At 63.6% G+C, this 19,035-nt stretch carries 18 protein-coding genes; 5 read left to right on the top strand and 13 right to left on the bottom strand.

Features of this window, described 5'->3' with window-relative positions; all coding sequences use genetic code 11:
* Positions 1–9 precede the first annotated feature (9 nt).
* The 3 genes from leuD to leuC form a co-directional block, all read right to left on the bottom strand.
* Positions 10–615: a 3-isopropylmalate dehydratase small subunit gene (gene leuD, locus R3X27_RS18300; protein ID WP_317710323.1), complete on the bottom strand. Its 606-nt coding sequence runs from the start codon at positions 613–615 to the stop codon at positions 10–12.
* 90 nt (positions 616–705) lie between these two features.
* Positions 706–1,230 (bottom strand): HdeD family acid-resistance protein, encoded by a 525-nt coding sequence (locus tag R3X27_RS18295; protein ID WP_317710322.1) that lies wholly within the window; start codon positions 1,228–1,230, stop codon positions 706–708.
* A gap of 43 nt (positions 1,231–1,273) precedes the next feature.
* Positions 1,274–2,680: a 3-isopropylmalate dehydratase large subunit gene (gene leuC / locus R3X27_RS18290; RefSeq protein ID WP_317710321.1), complete on the bottom strand. Its 1,407-nt coding sequence runs from the start codon at positions 2,678–2,680 to the stop codon at positions 1,274–1,276.
* 656 nt (positions 2,681–3,336) lie between these two features.
* On the opposite strand from leuC, the gene rsfS reads away from it, so the two are divergent.
* Together rsfS and rlmH are read left to right on the top strand one after the other, a co-directional pair.
* Positions 3,337–3,702 carry a ribosome silencing factor gene (gene rsfS, locus R3X27_RS18285; RefSeq protein WP_317710350.1) on the top strand — a complete coding sequence of 122 codons (366 nt, stop codon included), beginning with the start codon at positions 3,337–3,339 and terminating at the stop codon, positions 3,700–3,702.
* Positions 3,702–4,172: a 23S rRNA (pseudouridine(1915)-N(3))-methyltransferase RlmH gene (rlmH, locus tag R3X27_RS18280; RefSeq protein WP_317710320.1), complete on the top strand. Its 471-nt coding sequence runs from the start codon at positions 3,702–3,704 to the stop codon at positions 4,170–4,172. Before rsfS ends, rlmH begins: the two co-directional genes overlap by 1 nt.
* Positions 4,173–4,257: 85 nt before the next feature.
* On the opposite strand, the gene R3X27_RS18275 is transcribed toward rlmH, so the two are convergent.
* The 7 genes from R3X27_RS18275 to R3X27_RS18245 form a co-directional block, all read right to left on the bottom strand.
* The gene (locus R3X27_RS18275) at positions 4,258–5,478 is read right to left on the bottom strand and encodes a glycosyl transferase (RefSeq protein ID WP_317710319.1); all 1,221 of its coding nucleotides are present in this window, start codon (positions 5,476–5,478) and stop codon (positions 4,258–4,260) included.
* Positions 5,479–5,490: 12 nt separating this feature from the next.
* The gene (locus tag R3X27_RS18270) at positions 5,491–6,366 is read right to left on the bottom strand and encodes an HAD-IIB family hydrolase (RefSeq protein ID WP_317710318.1); all 876 of its coding nucleotides are present in this window, start codon (positions 6,364–6,366) and stop codon (positions 5,491–5,493) included.
* Positions 6,367–6,376: 10 nt separating this feature from the next.
* Complete coding sequence (locus tag R3X27_RS18265) at positions 6,377–7,147, bottom strand: ABC transporter permease (RefSeq protein ID WP_317710317.1); 771 nt, start codon at positions 7,145–7,147, stop codon at positions 6,377–6,379.
* Positions 7,147–7,956: an ABC transporter ATP-binding protein gene (locus R3X27_RS18260; RefSeq protein ID WP_317710316.1), complete on the bottom strand. Its 810-nt coding sequence runs from the start codon at positions 7,954–7,956 to the stop codon at positions 7,147–7,149. The genes R3X27_RS18265 and R3X27_RS18260 overlap by 1 nt, the downstream gene beginning before the upstream one ends.
* 73 nt (positions 7,957–8,029) lie before the next feature.
* Entirely contained in the window at positions 8,030–9,040 is a 1,011-nt protein-coding gene (locus R3X27_RS18255; protein ID WP_317710315.1) for an ABC transporter substrate-binding protein, read from the bottom strand.
* Between the two features lie 197 nt (positions 9,041–9,237).
* Positions 9,238–9,708 (bottom strand): DM13 domain-containing protein, encoded by a 471-nt coding sequence (locus R3X27_RS18250; RefSeq protein ID WP_317710314.1) that lies wholly within the window; start codon positions 9,706–9,708, stop codon positions 9,238–9,240.
* A 114-nt stretch (positions 9,709–9,822) separates the two neighbouring features.
* Positions 9,823–11,802 carry a bifunctional 2',3'-cyclic-nucleotide 2'-phosphodiesterase/3'-nucleotidase gene (locus tag R3X27_RS18245; protein WP_317710313.1) on the bottom strand — a complete coding sequence of 660 codons (1,980 nt, stop codon included), beginning with the start codon at positions 11,800–11,802 and terminating at the stop codon, positions 9,823–9,825.
* A gap of 182 nt (positions 11,803–11,984) precedes the next feature.
* On the opposite strand from R3X27_RS18245, the gene nudC reads away from it, so the two are divergent.
* Together nudC and R3X27_RS18235 are read left to right on the top strand one after the other, a co-directional pair.
* A complete protein-coding gene (gene nudC / locus R3X27_RS18240; RefSeq protein WP_317710312.1) occupies positions 11,985–12,953 on the top strand; it encodes an NAD(+) diphosphatase in 969 nt (322 codons plus the stop codon).
* Positions 12,954–12,995: 42 nt separating this feature from the next.
* Positions 12,996–13,466 (top strand): SRPBCC family protein, encoded by a 471-nt coding sequence (locus R3X27_RS18235; RefSeq protein WP_317710311.1) that lies wholly within the window; start codon positions 12,996–12,998, stop codon positions 13,464–13,466.
* 142 nt (positions 13,467–13,608) lie between these two features.
* Here R3X27_RS18235 and R3X27_RS18230 read toward each other — a convergent pair whose 3' ends face one another.
* The 3 genes from R3X27_RS18230 to polA all read right to left on the bottom strand — a co-directional run bounded on the left by R3X27_RS18230 (position 13,609) and on the right by polA (position 18,301).
* Positions 13,609–14,412 (bottom strand): crotonase/enoyl-CoA hydratase family protein, encoded by an 804-nt coding sequence (locus R3X27_RS18230; RefSeq protein WP_317710310.1) that lies wholly within the window; start codon positions 14,410–14,412, stop codon positions 13,609–13,611.
* Between the two features lie 51 nt (positions 14,413–14,463).
* Positions 14,464–15,402, bottom strand: coding sequence for a cation diffusion facilitator family transporter (locus R3X27_RS18225; protein WP_317710309.1), 939 nt, complete (start codon positions 15,400–15,402; stop codon positions 14,464–14,466).
* 103 nt (positions 15,403–15,505) lie between these two features.
* The gene (polA, locus tag R3X27_RS18220) at positions 15,506–18,301 is read right to left on the bottom strand and encodes a DNA polymerase I (RefSeq protein ID WP_317710308.1); all 2,796 of its coding nucleotides are present in this window, start codon (positions 18,299–18,301) and stop codon (positions 15,506–15,508) included.
* Between the two features lie 191 nt (positions 18,302–18,492).
* Between polA and R3X27_RS18215 the strand changes: the two genes are divergently transcribed.
* Complete coding sequence (locus tag R3X27_RS18215) at positions 18,493–19,008, top strand: YHS domain-containing (seleno)protein (protein WP_317710307.1); 516 nt, start codon at positions 18,493–18,495, stop codon at positions 19,006–19,008.
* Positions 19,009–19,035: the final 27 nt, after the last annotated feature.

Below are 19,035 nucleotides of genomic sequence, written 5' to 3'. Positions count from 1 at the left end.
GTGACGCCGTCAGACCCAGGGACGCGCCTGGGCTGCCACTTCTTCGAACGTATCGATGGCGGTGACTTTTTCCAGCGTCAGACCGATATCGTCGAGCCCGTTCAGCAGGCAGTGCTTCTTGAACGCGTCGACCTCGAAGGAGATCGTGCCACCATCGGGACCGGTGATGGTCTGGCTCTCGAGATCGACCGTGATGATGGCGTTGGAGCCGCGCTCGGCATCGTCCATCAGCTTGTCGACCTCTTCCTGCGGCAGCGCGATCGGAAGGATGCCGTTCTTGAAGCAGTTATTGTAGAAAATGTCGGCAAAGCTCGGTGCGATGACGCAGGAGATGCCGAAATCCTTGATCGCCCAGGGTGCGTGCTCGCGCGAGGACCCGCAGCCGAAATTGTCGCCGGACACGAGGATCTGCGCATCGCGATAGGCCGGCTTGTTGAGGACGAAATCCTCGACCTCGTTGCCATCGGAATCGTAGCGCATCTCGTCGAAGAGATTGACGCCCAGCCCGGAGCGTTTGATCGTCTTGAGGAACTGCTTGGGGATGATCATGTCGGTGTCGACATTGATCAGCGGCATCGGCGCCGCGATGCCCGTCAGGGTGGTGAACTTGTCCATGTCTGTTTCCTTCTGGCTCTGCCGGGGGACGGGGCCGCCCGGTGGCTCGGATCATGTGGACGCGGCCCGGCGGGGGCCGCGAATTTCATCTCAGAATTCGTCGCTATTGGCACGCAGGAAGAGGGCGAGCAGGGAGAGCGCCGCACCGTTCAGGAGCAGTTCGACGCCAAGCAGGATACCAAGCAGCTTCTCACTGGCCTGCAGGAAGTTGGCGAAGATGAACGCCGCCAGCAGGATCGAGAGCGACCCGGTTGCCAGCATCATCCAGTAGTAGCCCGTCTCGCGCATCCGGAAGGACCAGAAGAGTCGCAGCACGCCGGCAACCGCGATCACCAGCGTGATCACGGCAGTGAGCGACATTGTCCCCTCCAGAGGGTTGCGCATGAAAGACCAGCCCAGCAAGGCGATCAGCACACCCAGCCCCACCGAGAGAATCTTGTTCCAGACCCCGCTATCGGAGAAGCCGACCACGGCTTGCGCGGTGCCGGCCAAGAGCAGCATCGTTCCGGTGACCCAGACGATGGCGATGGAGACCGCCACTGCATTGGCCAGGGCAAGAAGCCCGAGCGCACCCGAGAGCAGTCCGGCGACCAGCCACCTGGCCCATTCACTCATCACACGTATCCCTGCCCAGTCCAGCATGCCCGATACAGCGACCTTACATCACTTCCCGGACATCTGTCAGCTTTCCGCTGATGGCTGCGGCGGCAGCCATGGCGGGGCTCATCAGATGGGTACGGCCCTTGAAGCCCTGGCGTCCCTCGAAGTTCCGGTTGGAGGTCGAGGCACAGCGCTCCTGCGGGGCGAGCTGGTCGGGGTTCATGGCAAGGCACATGGAGCAGCCCGCGAGTCGCCACTCGAAGCCGGCGGCTTCGAAAATCTCGGAGAGCCCCTCTTCCTCTGCCTGGGCCCGCACGAGACCGGAGCCCGGCACGACCATGCCACGGACGCCCTCGGCGATCTTCTTGCCTTTCACGATCTCGGCCGCGGCGCGCAGGTCCTCGATCCGGCCATTGGTGCAGGAACCGATGAAGACGGCATCGATCGACACGTCGGAGAGCGGCGTACCCGGCTCAAGGCCCATATAGTCCAGTGAGCGGCGCGCGGCATCGATCTTGCCACCTTCGAAATCCTCGGGGGAGGGAACGTTCGAGGTGATCGGCAGCACATCCTCGGGCGAGGTGCCCCAGGTGACGACCGGTGCGATATCTTCGCCCTTGAGGGTCACGACCTTGTCGAACTCGGCGTCTTCATCGGTGAAAAGCGTCTTCCACCAGGTCAGCGCGGCTTCCCACTGCGCCCCCTTCGGAGCATGCGGACGGCCCATGACATAGTCGAAGGTCTTTTCGTCCGGCGCGATCAGGCCGGCGCGGGCGCCACCCTCGATGGCCATGTTGCAGACCGTCATGCGGCCTTCCATCGAAAGGTCGCGGATGGCTTCGCCGCAATACTCGATCACGTAGCCGGTGCCGCCGGCGGTGCCGGTCTCGCCAATCACCGCAAGCGTGATGTCCTTGGCGGTCACACCGGGCTTGAGCTTGCCGGTAATCTCGACCTTCATGTTCTTGGACTTCTTCTGGATCAACGTCTGGGTGGCGAGCACATGCTCGACCTCCGACGTGCCGATGCCATGGGCCAGTGCGCCGAAAGCACCGTGGGTCGCGGTGTGGCTGTCGCCGCAGACGACGGTCATGCCCGGCAGCGTCCAGCCCTGTTCGGGGCCGACGATATGCACGATACCCTGACGGATATCATCCACCGGGTAATAGTGGATGCCGAATTCCTTGGCATTGGTGTCCAGCGCCGCGACCTGGATGCGGCTATCCTCGGTCATGTTGGACGGATCTTCCCGGCCTGCCGTTGTCGGCACGTTGTGATCCGGAACGGCGATGGTCTTCTCCGGTGCGCGCACCTTACGGTCAGTCATGCGCAGCCCCTCGAAGGCCTGCGGGCTGGTCACCTCATGGACGAGGTGTCGGTCGATATACAGAAGGCAGGTGCCGTCCTCGGCTTCATGGGCGACATGGGCGTCCCAGATCTTGTCGTAAAGCGTCTTGCCAGTCATGTGGGGGTCTCTCCCGGTTCGGGTATGTGAAATCGACATGCGAAGGGGCGCCGCGCGAAACGCGGGCGCCGGGCGCGCCTCAAAGGTGGCTTGTCACGCGGCGGGTCAGACCGTGGAAGCGCCATGGCAGGCGTGCGTGGTCGTCCATGTCGAAATTCTTGGCCATGGCCGCTCCGATACCGCAGCGAGACCGTGCAAGCAAGGCACAGTCGTGTGCAGACAGAATGCCGCAGGGCTTGATTTCCCGTGCCCGAGCGCTTTTATGCTCCTCTGTCTTTCCGAAATTGCAAGATTTGTGAGGCCTCCGATGTGTCGGGTCTATCGAAACGTCCATATTGCTCTGATCTCCGCCCTCCTGCTGGCGGTCGTTGCCTTCGAGGCTGGCGCTGTCCAGCACGTACCGACGGACCAAGCTGGCTTTGATCAGGTCTATTCTGCTCTGGAAATCCGCTGAAATGCGCGATTTCGAAGCCAATCGCGACGTTTCCGGCACATCTGCCCAGAGAATCGGCACTGTCGTTGAGGCGTCACGGTCTCAGTGCTATCGTGAAGACATGTCCAGCGTCGGGGCTCTGACGGCGCGCAATCTGGAGGGCAATGTCCTGTCTCACCATGCGGAGGCCGCCACGCAAACGGCGGCAGAAGAGGCATCCATGATGCCAGGCGAATTCGAATCGGCGCCGGAAGCTGCGCTGCTGAATCGCATCCTTTCCTCTCTCGATGAAGACAAGGCCGAGGACGTGGTCACGATCGACCTGCGCGGCAAATCCGAGATGGCGGACCATATGGTCGTCTGCTCGGGCCGTTCCTCGCGTCAGGTCGCCTCGATCTCCGAGAAGCTCGTGGAGCGCGTGAAAGCCGATTTTGGCATCTCTTCGAAGATCGAAGGCAAGGATGCCGGCGACTGGGTTCTGATCGACTCGGGCGATGTGATCGTCCATGTCTTCCGGCCCGAGGTGCGCGAGTTTTATCAGCTCGAGAAGATGTGGCTGACCCACGGCAAGGCGGACGCGAAAGCCTGATGCGCCTGCATATCGTGGCCGTCGGCCGTCTCAGGTCGGGGCCCGAAGCCGACCTGATCGGCGATTACCGCCGGCGGGCGGAACGGACCGGGCGCCCTCTTGGCATCTCATCGGTCTCGGTGATCGAGATTGATGAACGCAAGGGCGGCTCGAAATCCGGCGAGGCGGCGCTGCTCGAGAAGGCGCTGCCGAAGGGCGCGACAGTGGTTGCACTGGACGAACGCGGCAAGCTGCTCTCCTCTCCCGATTTCGCAAACAGGATCGCAGGCTGGCGTGACACGGGTTCCCAGGATCTCGCCTTTCTCATTGGTGGGGCGGACGGGTTGGACCAAGACCTGGTCGCCCGAGCGGATTTCAAGCTCTCTTTCGGCAAGATGGTCTGGCCGCATATGCTGGTCCGCGTGATGCTGTCGGAACAGGTCTATCGGGCCGTGTCGATCCTGGCGGGCGCGCCGTATCACCGGGTGTGATGCGAACACAGGACGAATTGAGCTGATACCGGACAAGGGGACTGCGCGCTGAGACGCACGGCCCCCGTCCTGTCGATTGAACTGCTCAGACGTATTCCGCCGCGTCCTGCTCGACCGCTTTCAGCATGTCTCCCATCAGCGAGGGATCGGCCGAATGAACCCGGTTCCAGGTCGGAATCGAGGGCGGCTCGGCCGGGTTGTCGAGGAAGATCTGCCCCGCCAGCACGACATTGCGAGCGAATAGCTCGATGGCGGCCTCTTCCTGATGTCGGTCGATCGAGAGTCCGTTCATCTTCGCGTCATTGTAGTAACACTCCAGCAGGTCGAGCGCGGAGCGGTAATACGTGGCCTTCAAGGTCCGGAAGACCTCTTCGGAGAAGACCGTCCCATCCGTGGCGAGCTTGCGATAGAGCGCCTTGCAGATATCGACAGACATCCGCGACAGCCCGGCATTGGCGTCCTCTTCGGAGAGCGGCTGGTGCTTGTGGTCATAGGTGTCGGCAATCTCGACCTGGCAGACCGATTTCGGCGCGAGGTTGCGCCAGCCTTCGGAGAGCACCCCGATCTCCAGCCCCCAATCCGACGGAATCCGCAGGTCGGCCAAAGTGGAGACCCGCATGGCGAATTCGCCCGAGAGCGGGTAGCGGAAGCTGCGCAGGAAATCGAGGTAGTCGCGGTCGCCGACAGTTCGCTTGAGCGCGATCAGCAGTGGCGAGACCAGCAGCCGTGATACCCGCCCGTTCAGCCTGCTGCCATCGGTGCGCGGATAGAACCCCTTGGCCATCTGGTAAGGGAAGGCGGGGTTGGTGACCGGGTAGACAAGGCGGGCCAGCATGTCCCGGTTATAGGTGGTGATGTCGCAATCATGGATGGCGACAACCGAGCTGTCCTGACAGGCCAGCAGGTAGCCGATGCAGGACCAGACATTCTTGCCCTTGCCGGGTTCGCGCGGCGCGAGATCCATCGCGCGCAGCCGGTCCTGGACGGCGAGCATGCGCGGGCTGTCATTCCAGATCACGGCATGGTTCTGCGGCAGCACCGAGAAGAATTTCCGCGCATGGCGGAACTGTTCCTCGTTGGCCCGGTCCAGCCCGATGATGATCCGGTGCAGATAAGGCGCGCCGGACAGCTCCTTGAGGATGTTCTCCAGCGCCGGTCCTTCAAGCTCCGAATAGAGCGAAGGCAGGATGAGCGAGATTTTTCGAGAGCCGGCGATGGTGACCAACTCGTGGGTCAGGTCTTCCGTCGTGCGGGTACGAAGGTTGTGCATCGTGGCGATATTGCCGTTCTGGTGGAAATCGGCCATGGGCGGGTCCTCTCAGAGCTTGAGCTGATAGAGCAGGTCGAGCACGGCGGAGTTCCAGCCCAGCGGGCCGGGCAGCGACGTGCGGCGAATGAGTCCGGCAGCTTCGCCGGGAAGGTCGGGGAGGGGCGTGCCGTGAGCGTTTGCGATGATCACACCGTAATCGGCCGCCTCGAGCATCTCGATATCGTTGGGCGCGTCGCCAAGCGCGAGCCGGGGCGGGTTGCCGTATCGGGCGGCAATCTCGTCCATCCGGTCAGCCTTGGTGCCACCGAAGGAGAGGGTCAGGAAACGCCCGCCACGCCGGGCCCGGACACCGAGCTTCGCAAGGGCGGCAAGGAACTCATCCGACTCGCCAGGACCGCCAAAAAAGAGGCCCGGCTCGGAGAACTGCCGCCTCGCGGCGCGACGTGCGGCCTCCGGATCGAGGCCGGTGGCCTGCGCGATTCCATCCGGCCCGAGATCGTAGAACCCTTCGAAGAGGGCGCGCAGATAGGGCGAGACCTCGTTGAGCGCCGCGATGAGCTCCGGGTATCGGCCAAGCTCCGGTGGCGCGCCCGGTGCAAAGGGCTCTCCATTGGGCGCGCCGTCCCAGATGGGCTGAGCTTGGTCGGCCGAGTAGCCGGGGAGCGGTCTCGCGTCCTTGCTGTCCCTCGAAACCGGTTCCAGAATGCCCGCGCCATTCTCCACGATGGCGGGAAAGCCATCGCAGCCGATCGCGCGCTGGATCTCGACAATCTCCGCAGCCGTCTTCGACGAAGCCAGGATCAGCGGGATGTCCAGGTCCCGAAGCCGCCCCAAGGCGGTCGCGGCCGGCTCGAAAGAATATGTCTCGTGGTCCAGCAAAGTGCCGTCGAGATCGGTAAAAACGATCAGCGGGGGCTGACCCATACGTCGCTCCTCAGTCGCGCACCGCCCAGCCGGCCAGCGCCTTTTCCAATGCGATGACCACGTAATAGAGCACAATGCCGAGAGCCGCGAGGGCGATCAGCACCGCGAACATCAGCGGGTAATCGGAATTGGTCTTGCCGGAATCGAACAGCGCCCCCAGACCTCGCCCATGCGGCGAGACGATCTCCATCAGGTTGGTGCCGATAAAGGCCAGCGTCACCGCGACCTTCAGCGCGCCGAAGAATTCGGGCAGCGTCTTGGGCAGCGCGATCTTCCAGAAGATCGTGACCTTGGACGCGCCGAGGGCGGCCAGGATGTCGCGATATTCTGGCTCCAGCGTGCTGAGCCCAATGGAAACCGAGACGGCGATGGGGAAGAAGGAGATCATGAAGGCGATCAGCACCGTGTTGAAGTCATGCGCGCCGACGAACATCAGCGCGACGATGGGAACGATGGTCGCCTTTGGGACGGCGTTGAAGCCGACAAGCAGCGGATAGAGCGCCTCGCGCGCGATCTTCGAGAACCCCATGATCATGCCGACCGCAGTTCCGAAGACGATGGCCAGTCCGAGCCCGGCCACGGTGCGCCAGAGGGTCTGCCAGGAATTGAGCAGGAAGAGATCGGCATATTTCACATAGGCTGGCCAGATATCGGAGGGGGAGGCCATCTTGTAATTCGGCCAGCCCATGAACCAGACCAGCGCCTCCCAGAGGATCAGGAAGACGATGATGGCGGCGATCGGGATGAGGACCTTGTGGAGGAGTCCGGAGTTCATGGGCATCAGGCGGGCTCCGCGGGGCTGCCCACGGGCGCGCGGCCCTGAGCGATTTCGATCTGGTGGCGCAGGGTGGTCAGCATCTCGGCGGCCTCGTGGGTGTAGAGATGTTCAAGGTCGCGCGGCCCGTTCATTGGCACATCCAGCAGATATTGCGCGCGCGCGGGTCGGCCCGAGAGCACGACCACCGTGTCCGCAAGGAAGATCGATTCACGCAGGTCATGAGTGATGAGCAGCCCGGTGAAGGGCTCCTTCTCCTTGACCTGATGCATGGTCTGCCACAGGTCCTCGCGGGTAAAGGCATCGAGCGCGCCGAACGGCTCGTCAAGGACCAGAACTTCGGGTTGATGCACAAGTGCCCGACAGAGCGACGCCCGTTGCCGCATCCCGCCGGACAGCTCGGAGGGCCGCTTGTCTTCGAACCCCTCCAGCCCGACCAAGGCGAGGAGATACCGCGCCCGATCCACCTGCTGTTTGCGGCTGGTCTTCGTCGGCACGATTTCCATCGGCAGCATGACATTCTGCAGGATCGTGCGCCATTCGAGCATGACCGGGTTCTGAAACGCCATGCCGACGGTCGAACGCGGAGACTTCACCCGTTCGCCATGCAGCCAGACCTCGCCCTCATCGGGCTTCAACAGCCCCGCGACGAGACGTGTCAGCGTGGACTTGCCACAGCCTGACGGACCGACCACGGCGCAAAACCCGCCCTCCCTGACCGAGAGGTCGAGTTTGTCGAGCACCTGGAGCGGTCCGCTCTTGGTCTGGAACGTATGGCTGACGTTCTTGATTTCGATAAGGGGAGCGTCACTCATGGCCTGCCTTCGCATAATCTTCCTGAGGCCACGGGGGCCGAGGGGCGCCCGACCCGAAGGTCGGGCGCAAGGGTCATTTCAGCGAAAAGAGGCCGTCCGGCAGATAGGACGCATCGAAATACAGCGCGGAATTGGCCGGGTTCTGGAACTCGTAGTTCTTGGCCAGTTGCTCCAGCGCCTTGTCCATGCGCGCGTCGTCAATACCGCCGAAGCCGTTCTCCATCACGTAGTCGGTCAGGACATTGGCTTCGAGACACAGCTCGAGGCGACGCTGTTCGAGCGCGGCATCCGCGGCCGGGTTCCGGGCGACAACGGCGGCGGCGCCTGAGGCGGGATCTGCGGCGACGTCTTTCCATCCCGCGGCAACCGCGGCGAGGAAGGCCTTGATCGTGTCGGGATTCTCCTGCGCGTATTCCATGTTGACGATGATGGCGTTGCCGTAAAGCTCCAGCCCATGGTCGGCCATGAGGATGGTCGAGATATCCGCCTCATCGACGCCTAGCCGCGCGAGATTGAGGTAGGAGGAGAAGGAGAAGCCGGTCACGGCCGCAACCTTGCCCTCGGCCAGCATCGGTTCACGGGTCGGGAAGCCAACGGGTTCGACGGTGACCTTGGACGTATCGATTCCGGCCGCTTCCGCAAAGGCCGGGAACTGCGCCCAGGCACCATCGGGGGGCGGAGCACCGAGGACCTTGCCCTCAAGGTCTTTCGGGGCTTCGACACCGAGAGACTTGCGCCCAACGATGGCAAAAGGCGGCTTGTCATAGACCATCATCACGGCGGTCACCGGGGCACTGGGGTTCTGGTCGAGGAACTTCACCAGCGAGTTGATATCCGCGAAACCCACGGGGAAGGCGCCGGTGGCAACTTTCGGGATGGCGTCAAGCGAACCCTGGCCAGCGGTGACCTCGACCTCGAGCCCGGCGGCTTCGAAATGGCCATTGTCGATGGCGGCGAAATAAGCGGCCGAAGGGCCTTCGAATTTCCAGTCCAGCGCGAAGGAAACCTTCGTGGATTCGGCATTCGCAATGCCGGCCGTGAGGACCATGGCGGCAGATAGGGCTGTAATGGTGCGGTGGAACACGCGCGTACCTCCTGTTGATTTTATTTGGGGGAGCCTGCTGTTAAAGTGCCAAGCGTGGGAGACGACGGCGCGGAAAGCCAGCGTGCACCGCCCGGAATATGTGAATTTGACTATTTTTTAGGCATATTTGCGGAAGATTCGAGCAATCGCTGCGGTGCAGCGTGCCGATTATCTGACCATTTGGTCGAATCCCTTGGTCAGCGATACTCTGCGGAGGTGATGAATTCCCCGAAAGATTCACACCAGATCAGCACGGTCGTGTATGCGGTCAGGTCGGTCCCCTCGGGCAGGTCCACCACAAAGCCGTTGAAGCTTTTGACATCCCCGACCTGCAATGCCGCTGCCTTGAGCGGCAGGAAGCCGGCCTCATCCTCGACGAAGTCCTGAACAAGGTAGAGCTTGTAATCCGGCCCCGGCGCGAGCTTTCCCATATGGACGATCCGCTCGTCGGAGAGTGCGATCTCGCCCTCGCCCCAATGCAGGAAATCGCTGCCGCTCAACTCACGGGTGAACGTGGCCTTGAACGCAGCGCCCTGCGACTGTTCCGCGAGCATCTCGGCGTCCGGCGAGGGCGGCGCGGTCAGGATCGGCAGGAAATAGATGCCGAGCGCAAAGCCGGCGGCAAGCGCGATGGAATGAGTCAGAAGCCAGAGGATGAAGCGACGCATGGGGCCTCCCTGTGTTGGTTTGGCGGGAGTGTGCGACGGATCGCGGGGCGGGTCCACGAAAAGGAAACGCGCCGCCCGATGGGAGCGGCGCGCCGTGTGATCCGGGCCCTGCTATCAGAGCGTGATCCGATAGGCGGCAAAGCCGTCCGCGCCGTCGCCGGCCGGTTCGATCGCCACGCCCTTGACGCCGTCGATGTGATCCGCCGCGCTTGGGCCGGTCTCGAAGAGCACCGTGGTGCCGTCCATCGGCGCGAAGGACCAGTTGGCATCGGCCGAGGGGCTGATCGTGCCTTGCTCGACAATGTAGCGGACGATCACGTCGCGGTTGGTATCCGGGGCTTCGAGGATCACGGTCTCGGCGCTTGCGCCCGGGAAGCTGCCGCCGCCACCGGCGCGGTAATTGTTGGTGGCGATGACAAACTCGGCGTCGTCGGCAACAGGCTCACCGTTGAAGGTCAGGTTGACGATCCGGCTGGCCTGCGGGTTTGCCTCCTCGCCTTTCGGGCCGAAGCGCGAGGGCTGGGAGAGATCGATCTGGTACTCGACCCCGTCGATCACGTCGAAATTGTAGGACGGGAAGGCGGGGTTGAGCAGCAGCGCGTCCTGCGAACCGGGCTCGATCTGGTTGAACATGCCGGCGGAGCGTTCGAGCCAGCCCTTGAGCTGGGCGCCGTTCACCTTCACCGCACGGACGGTGTTCGGATAGAGATAGAGGTCGGCCACGTTCTTGATCGCAACATCGCCCACGGCGACATCGGTGTAATATTCCGGGCCACCCCGTCCACCGGCCTTGAAGGGCGCGGCTGCGGAGAGCAGCGGCAGCGAGGCGTATTCGGTGCCCGCGAGCATCTGCTCGACATACCAACGCTGCGCGATGGAGACGATCTGCACGGACGGATCGTCAGCCACGAGCGCGAAATAGCTGTGCAGCGGCGCGTCGGTCTTGCCGACGGCACGGCGCACATAAGCCAGCGTCTCGTCATGCTCCGTCTGCACGGAGGCGAGCACGTCGGCGTCGTCCTCGGCCAGCGCCGTGTAGGAACGGTCCTCGTTGCGCTTGGCGATCGGGCGGGCTTCGGAGGTGAAGCTCACCACTTTCCAGCTATTGCCGTCGCGTTCCAGCATCAGGTCGATCAGGCCCATATGGGAGCCCCAGAACCCGCCCATGACAGCCGGTTTACCTTGCAGCGTACCCTTCTCGACATCGACCCCCGGCATGTCCGCATAGTCGGGCGACGGGAAGACGAGGTGATGGTGGCCGGTCAGCACGGCGTCGATGCCGTCAACTCCAGCGACCGCGGTGGAAGCGTTTTCCATGCCGTCGACCGGATCTGCCCCGGCAATGCCGGAATGCGACAGCGCAAGGATGAGCTCGGCTCCCTCTTCGCGCATCTGCGGCACATAAGCCTGCGCGGTTTCCACGATGTCGCGGGCCTCGACATTGCCTTCGAGGTGGCGGCGGTCCCAGTTCATGATCTGCGGCGGCACAAAGCCGATGACGCCGATCTTGATCGGGGCTTTGGTGCCATCGCCCAGTTCGATCTCGCGCTCGAGGATCACGTAGGGCTTCAGCATCGTCGTGTCGGCGATGGGGCTGCCGCCCATCTCCTTGACCACATTGGCGGAGACAATCGGGAACTCAGCGCCGGCCAGCGATTTCTCGAGGAAATCGAGACCGTAGTTGAACTCGTGATTGCCGAGCGTGGAGGCGTCGAAGCCCACGGTGTTCATCGCGGTGATGACCGGGTGGGTGTCGCCGTCCTTCATGCCGCGCTCATAGGCGATATAATCGCCCATCGGGTTGCCTTGCAGGAAGTCGCCATTGTCGAGCAGCAGCGAGTTGGTGGCCTCGGCACGGATGCCGTTGATCAGGCTCGCGGTGCGGGACAGGCCGACCGTGTCGCGCGGCTTGTCCGAGTAATAATCATAGGGGAAGACATGGACGTGCAGGTCCGTCGTTTCCATGATGCGCAGATGCGCCTGGTTGCCGGCGGCGCGGGCCGAATAGGGATGCAGCGCAATCAGCGAGGCGCCGGCGAGCCCGGAAGCGACGAAGCCGCGGCGGGAAATCTGGAATCGTGTGTCGGAAGCCATGGAAACACCTTTCGGTCTGAAGTCTGGCGCGGTCGTTAGCGCCGTCACATCACAGTAGCATGAAGCGTTCCGGGAAATGAAAACGAAACTGGTTTCGGTTCCGGCAGCGTCATGTTGCGTGGCAGGGTTTGCCATTGCCTGGCCCGCGTGGCTTAGTCCGCCCGGGCAAGACGGAGAGAATCGTGCGGATTGCGGAGCAGGTTACATTCGGAGGCGGCGCGCTGGATCGCTCCGCGCAGTTGCGGGAAGATGCCGATCTACTGGCGCGGATGCGGTCAGATCCGGGGACGCGGATCCTGCCCTTTTGGCGCGGCAAGCCGCAGATCCGTGGTGAGGGCGCGTTGGCCCTGGCGCCAGTCGCATCGCAAGACACCGTGCTGGAGGCGGCAACGGAGGAGGCGATCTTCCTCGGGCTGAGCGAGGGGCGGCCCTGGTTTGCCGCCGACATCTCTGCCTGGGAACCGGAGAATCTGGAGACCGACGCGCTCGACACCTTCCTCGATCCGAGCGAACAGCGCTTCCCAGGTGCGCCGGATGGTGTGCGTTTTGCTGAATTGCGGGGGGTCATGACCTGTCTGTCCCCGGCCGATGCGGAGCTGGCGGCAACGGCGCGCGGGTTGCTGGAATGGCAGAGGTCGCATCGATTCTGTGCCCGCTGTGGCGCGGAAAGCCTGCCCGCGAAGGCAGGCTGGCAGCGCGACTGCCCGGCCTGCGGCACTTCACATTTCCCGCGCACCGATCCGGTCGTCATCATGCTGATCACGTATGGCAACTCCGTGCTCGTCGGGCGTTCGCCCGCCTGGCCCGAAGGGTTCTTCTCGCTGCTGGCGGGCTTCGTAGAGCCGGGGGAAACCGTCGAGGCGGCGGTTCGGCGGGAGGTGTTCGAGGAGGCGGGGGTCCGCGTCGGTCCGGTATCCTTCCTTGCCTCTCAGCCGTGGCCTTTCCCGGCCTCGCTGATGCTGGGCTGCCGGGGAGAGGCGCTCGGTCGCGAGATCGAGATCGACCCGGTCGAAATCGCGGAAGCGCGATGGATGAGCCGCGAAGAGATGCTCCTGGCGCTGGCCGGCGAGCATGAGTCTGTTCGTGCCGCCCGACCGGGCGCGATTGCGCGATTTCTTCTGGAAAACTGGCTTGCGGATCGGCTTGATTGACGCAAGACGGACGTGGCAGGCGACGAAACAGCAGGGCTTGGTATGAAATTCACGACCCGGGAAGACATTGATGCGCCCATCGGAGCCGTCTGGACGGCGGTAACAGATGCGCGTCGCTTCGAAGACAAGGCAATCCGCAAGGGGGTCCAGGTGCAACGCCTGTCCGAGGACGCCGTGGACTTGGGCGCCAGCTGGACCGCGCGTTTCGACTATCGGGGCATTCGTCGCGAGATGGAGTCGGTCGTCACCGGCTTCGAGGCGCCGCGCCTTCTGGAACTGGACGGGAATGTCGGCGGTCTGGACGGGTTCCTGACCGTGGAGCTGTCAGAGCTGTCACCGGAAACGACGCGCCTGGAATTGACTCTGGAGATCAGGCCAGAGAGCCTGACCGCGAAGATGCTGGTGCAGACCATGCGCATGGCAAAGGGGCGCCTCGACAAACGATTTCGCAAGCGGGTTCGACACTTCGCGAAGCGTATCGCGAGGCAGGCGAAATCTGCGCAGGGTGCATAGAACGTGGCGCGCAAATCGGAGCACGGCTTGAGCGGAACCAGATCGGTCCTGTCGTTTCCGGCGGATCTTGCAAGGCTCCGAGCGGCCAACAGCCGTTGACAGGGACGAAATCGCAGCCCGGATTCAAGCCGAAATCGCCGGGTCAGCGATAGACCGGCGCTCGTTTCTGCATATTGGCCATGATCGTCTCGACCTGGTTGGGCGACCCCATCAACTCGGCCTGAAGCACCGCCTCCAGCCGCAGATGTTCCGCTGGCGTTCCGGCATAGATCGCGTCGACAAGCTGCTTGCCCGCGCGGATTGCGTCCGGTGATTTTGCGGCCAGTTCCTCTGCGAAGGCCCGCGCCTCGGCCAGAGGATCGTCGGCAAGCCGCGTCACCAGCCCGTATTTCTCCGCCTCGACACCCGTCAGGACGCGCACGGACATGATCAGTTCCTTGGCACGATCCGCCGGAAGCAACCTCGGCAGGCTCTGGGAAATCCCCATATCCGGGATCAGCCCCCATTTGCCTTCCATGATCGAGAAACGGCTGTCGGGCGTCGCGATCCGGAAATCCGCGCCAAGCGCGATCTGCGCGCCGCCGCCGAAACAGACCCCGTCCAGCGCCGCGATCACCGGCACCGGCACCTGTGACCAGATCATCGCCGGAAGCTGGAACCGGTTGGCCGCCTCGCCCTCGGGCGGGGTCAGCATCTCCTGTTTCACCGCGTCGAGCTTGCCGGCCATCGCCATCAGCGCGCCGGTATCCAGCCCAGCGCAGAAATCCGTGCCCTCGCCGGACAGGATCACCGCGCGCAGCTTCGGTTTGCCCGCCAGGTCCTTGCCCGCGGCAACCAGCGCATCCAGCATCTCCAGCGTCAGCGCGTTCTTCTTCTCCGGGCGGTTCAGGCGAACCTCCGCAATGGGCTCATCCGCGCCCAGCACGGTCACGAAGTGATCGGACATCGAAATCTCCTCAAGCTTTCGCATGACCAGAGCCCAGGAGTGAGTTTTGCGTCAAGCGTGACGGTGGGTCGGATCGTTGCAGGCATGGCCGATGGGCAGCGCATCGCAGCAGCGGTCCGAAGCGCTCTCCAGTTCCAGCACCGAATGCGTGATGCCGAACCGATCCACCAGCAACGCCTTCAGCGCGGATTTGACATCGCGCGGCGAGGCGTCCTCTTCCAGCACGACATGCGCTTCGAGCGATGTCTCGTGCTCGCCCATCTGCCACAGATGCATGTGGTGGATCTCGTCCACCCCCTCCAGCGCGCCCATCTCCGCCAGCACATCCTCCGCCGCGAGGCTGGTCGGGCTGCCGAGCATCAGGATGCGGATCACCGGACCGACCTCGCGCCCGGTATGCCAGAGGATGTAACCCGCGATCATCAGCGTCACGATCGGGTCCACCAGCCGCCAGTCATAGATCAGGATCAGCGTGCCGCCGATGATCACGGCAACCGAGCCCATCGCGTCCATCAGGTTGTGCAGGAAGGCGGCGCGCATGTTCACGCTGTCCTTCGACATCCGGTAGATCAGCAGCGCCGTCACCGTGTCCACGACCAGCGCGATGGCGGCGACGACGACCACGATCCAGCCCTGCACCTCGGGCGGGTCCATCAGGCGGTTCACGCCCTCGGCGGCAAGGTAGAAGGCGATGACGATCAGGGTCGTGTAGTTGATCAGCGCCGCGACCACCTCGGCGCGGCCATAACCAAAGGTCATTGAGGCATCGGCCGGGCGGCGGGCAATCCGGCGGGCTGCAAAGGCGATGACCAGCGAGATCGCGTCCGAGAGGTTGTGGATCGCGTCGGCGATCAGCGCCAGCGAGCCCGAAAGCACCCCGGCCACGATCTGCACGAAGGTCAGCGCGAAATTCACCGCTACGGCAGCAAAGACCCGACGGTCGCCGCTCGCGGGGTCGACATGGTGATGGTGGTGATGGTCATGCGGCACGGGTGATCTCTCCACAGCTTCTGCCTGCACGGGCAGGATTAGCGCCCTGCTCCGGAAGAGACCACCGGGTTTTCTCAGCTTCCCCGGACAACCCGTCGCAGGATCAATGCGCCTCGGCCCAGTTCGCCCCCTGCCCCGCATCGACCACCAGCGGCACGTCGATCTTCACGGCCGGTTCGGCGGCGGCTTCCATCACCTCGCGGACGCGCGCGACGGTCTCGTCCACGGCGCCCTCGTCCACCTCGAAGATCAGTTCGTCATGCACCTGCAGCAGCATCTTCGCCGGCAATCCGTCGATGGCGTCCTCCATCCGGATCATTGCCCGCCGGATGATATCCGCCGCCGTCCCCTGGATCGGCGCGTTGATCGCCGCGCGCTTGGCAAAGCCCGCGCCCGGCCCCTTGGCGCTGATCTCCGGGGTGTGGATGCGGCGCCCGAAAAGGGTCTCGACCCGCTTGTGTTCCTTCGCGAACGCGACGGTGTCGTCCATATAGGTCCGAATGCCGGGGAACCGTTCGAAATAGCGGTCGATGAAGCCCTGTGCCTCGCTGCGCGGGATGCGCAGGTTGCGCGCCAGCCCGAAGCCGGAAATGCCGTAGATCACGCCGAAATTGATCGCCTTGGCCTGGCGGCGGATGTCGGGCGTCATCTCGTCGAGCGGCACGTCGAACATCTCGGAGGCGGTCATGGCGTGGATGTCCTGCCCCTCGCGAAAGGCCTGTTTCAGGGCGTCGATCCCGGCGACATGGGCGAGGATGCGCAGCTCGATCTGGGAATAGTCGAGGCTGACCAGCACCTTGCCCTGTTCGGCAACGAAGGCCTCGCGGATGCGACGGCCTTCTTCGGAGCGCACGGGGATGTTCTGAAGGTTCGGATCGGTCGAGGCGAGGCGGCCGGTATTGGCGCCGGATTGCACATAGGAGGTGTGGACCCGCCCGGTCTCGGGATTGATATGCTCCTGCAATGCATCCGTGTAGGTCGATTTCAGTTTCGAAAGCTGGCGCCAGTCCAGCACGCGGCCGGGCAGTTCATGCTCGGTGGCCAGATCCTCCAGCACCTGCGCAGGTGTGGACCATGCGCCGGTCTTGCCCTTCTTGCCGCCCTCCAGCCCCATCTTGTCAAAGAGGATCTCGCCGAGTTGCTTGGGAGAGCCGACATTGAAGCTCTGACCCGCAAGTTCGTGGATCTCGGCCTCCAGCCCGGCCATTTTCTGCGCGAAGGCGTTGGACATGCGCGAGAGCGTGTCGCGGTCGACTTTCACGCCCGCCATCTCCATCCGTGCCAGCACCGGGGCCAGCGGCCGTTCCAGCGTTTCGTAGACGGTGGTGACCTTGTTCAAATGCAGCTGCGGCTTGAAGAGCTCCCAGAGTCGCAGAGTTATATCGGCATCCTCGGCGGCGTATTTCGCAGCCGTGTCGATCTCGACCCGATCAAAGGTGATGGCGCTCTTGCCGGACCCGATCAGCTCCTTGATCGGGATCGGCACATGGGAGAGGTAGCGCTCCGAAAGCGCGTCCATCCCGTGGTTATGCAGGCCGGAATGCATCGCGTAGGAGAGCAGCATCGTGTCGTCATAGGGCGCAATCTCGATGCCGTAGCGGGACAGGATCTTCGCGTCATATTTCATGTTCTGGCCGATCTTGAGGACGGCCTCGTCCTCAAGCAGCGGCTTGAGCAGGTCGAGCGCCGCGTTCAGCGGCATCTGCCCCTCGGCCAGTGCTTCCTCGGCGAAGAGCCCGTCCCCGGAGCCCGCCTTGTGCCCGAGCGGGACGTAACAGGCCGACCCTGCTTCGACGCTCAGGCAGATGCCGACAAGATCCGCGACCATCTCGTCGAGCCCGGTCGTCTCGGTATCGACGGCGACACGGCCCATGGCGTTGGCCTTGTCGATCCAGGCCTGCAGCGCGGCGGCATCGCGCACGATCTCGTATTTGTCGTGATCGAAGGGCGGCGCTTCCGGGGCGCCTGCTTCTGCGGCTTCGGCGGCGGGTTCGGCAATCGCTGGTGCCTCGACCCCGAGCTGGTCCGCGATCCGCTTGGAGAGAGTGCGGAACTCCATCTCGCCGAGAAAGCCCAGCAACGCCTCCGGCTCCGGGTCCTTCACCTCCAGGTCGTCCAGCGTGAAGTCGAGCGGGGTGCAGCAGTCCAGCGTGACAAGCCGCTTGGAGAGCTCGATCTGGTCGCGCTTCTCGAGGAGCGTCTGGCGGCGCTTGGGCTGCTTGATTTCCTCGGCGCGGTCCAGAAGAGAGTCCAGGTCGCCGTATTCGTTGATCAGTTGCGCAGCCGTCTTGATGCCGATCCCCGGCGCGCCGGGCACGTTGTCCACCGAGTCGCCGGCCAGCGCCTGCACGTCCACGACGCGGTCCGGGCCGACGCCGAATTTCTCTTCCACCTGCTCGACGCCGATCCGCTTGTTCTTCATCGCGTCGAGCATCTCGACCCCGCCGCCAACAAGCTGCATCAGGTCCTTGTCCGAGGAAATGATCGTGCAGCGACCGCCGGCCTCGCGGGCCTGGCAGGCCAGCGTGGCGATGATGTCATCGGCCTCAAACCCCTCGACCTCCTCGCAGGCGACGTTGAAGGCGCGGGTCGCGTCACGCGTCAGCGGGAATTGCGGGACGAGATCTTCCGGCGCGGGCGGGCGGTTGGCCTTGTAGAGATCATAGATCTCGTTGCGGAAGGACTTGCCGGAATAGTCGAAGATCACGGCCGCATGGGTTGGCGCGTCGGGTCCGGTATTCCCTTCGATATATCGGTGCAACATGTTGCAGAAGCCTGCCACGGCGCCGATGGGCAGCCCGTCGGACTTCCGCGTCAGCGGCGGCAGCGCGTGATAGGCGCGAAAGATGAAGGCCGAGCCGTCGATCAGATGAAGGTGATGTCCCTTGCCGAATGCCATTCCGCGTTCCCCGTGATGCTGCTTGCGCCTTGGTGCCATGTTCCGCCGCCAAGGGCCAGAGAGCCGGTCGCTCACGCGCAGAACACGGGACAGTGAAGCACGGCCTCGTGAGTTTAACATCACCGCCCGTTTCGCCATCGTTTCGAGACACCGCCCCGGTGTCCGATTTCGAAACGCGCAAAGGACATGACATGCGTCTCATCCCCTCTCTCGCCCTCGGGCTCGCCCTCTCCGCCTCGGCCGCTCTCGCGGGCGAGGAATACACCGCCGCCAACGGGCTGGCAGTGTCCGGCTATGATGTCGTTGCCTATTTCGGGCTCGAGCAATCCGAGCTGGGCACGCCTCAACCCGCCGCGATTCCCGGCCATGCCGACCTGACGGTCGAACATGACGGTGCCACCTTTGCGTTCTCCAGCGAGGAAAATCTCTCCATGTTCGAGGCCGATCCGGAGAAATACGTTCCGCAATATGACGGTCACTGCGCCTTCGGCGTCGCCAAGGGCGGCAAGGTGCCGGGCAATCCGAATCTCTGGCGCATCGTCGACGGCAAGCTCTATCTGAACATCACCCAGAACGTGGTCGGCTTCTGGGAAGAGGATATCTCCGGCAACCTGGAGCTCTCCGAGGCAAACTGGGCGGAGCTGGAGGCCCAGCCAGCGTCGACCAAGCCGATTCCGGAATTCGAGCCAATGGCGCCGGTGAACTGATCGGCCTCGATAGGGAATATACAGAAA

This window comes from Tropicimonas sp. TH_r6 (assembly GCF_033101155.1).
In the GTDB taxonomy this organism is placed as follows: domain Bacteria; phylum Pseudomonadota; class Alphaproteobacteria; order Rhodobacterales; family Rhodobacteraceae; genus Tropicimonas.
The sequence above is the reverse complement of the archived record's forward strand: the minus strand, read 5'-3'. Positions and strand labels throughout refer to the sequence as shown.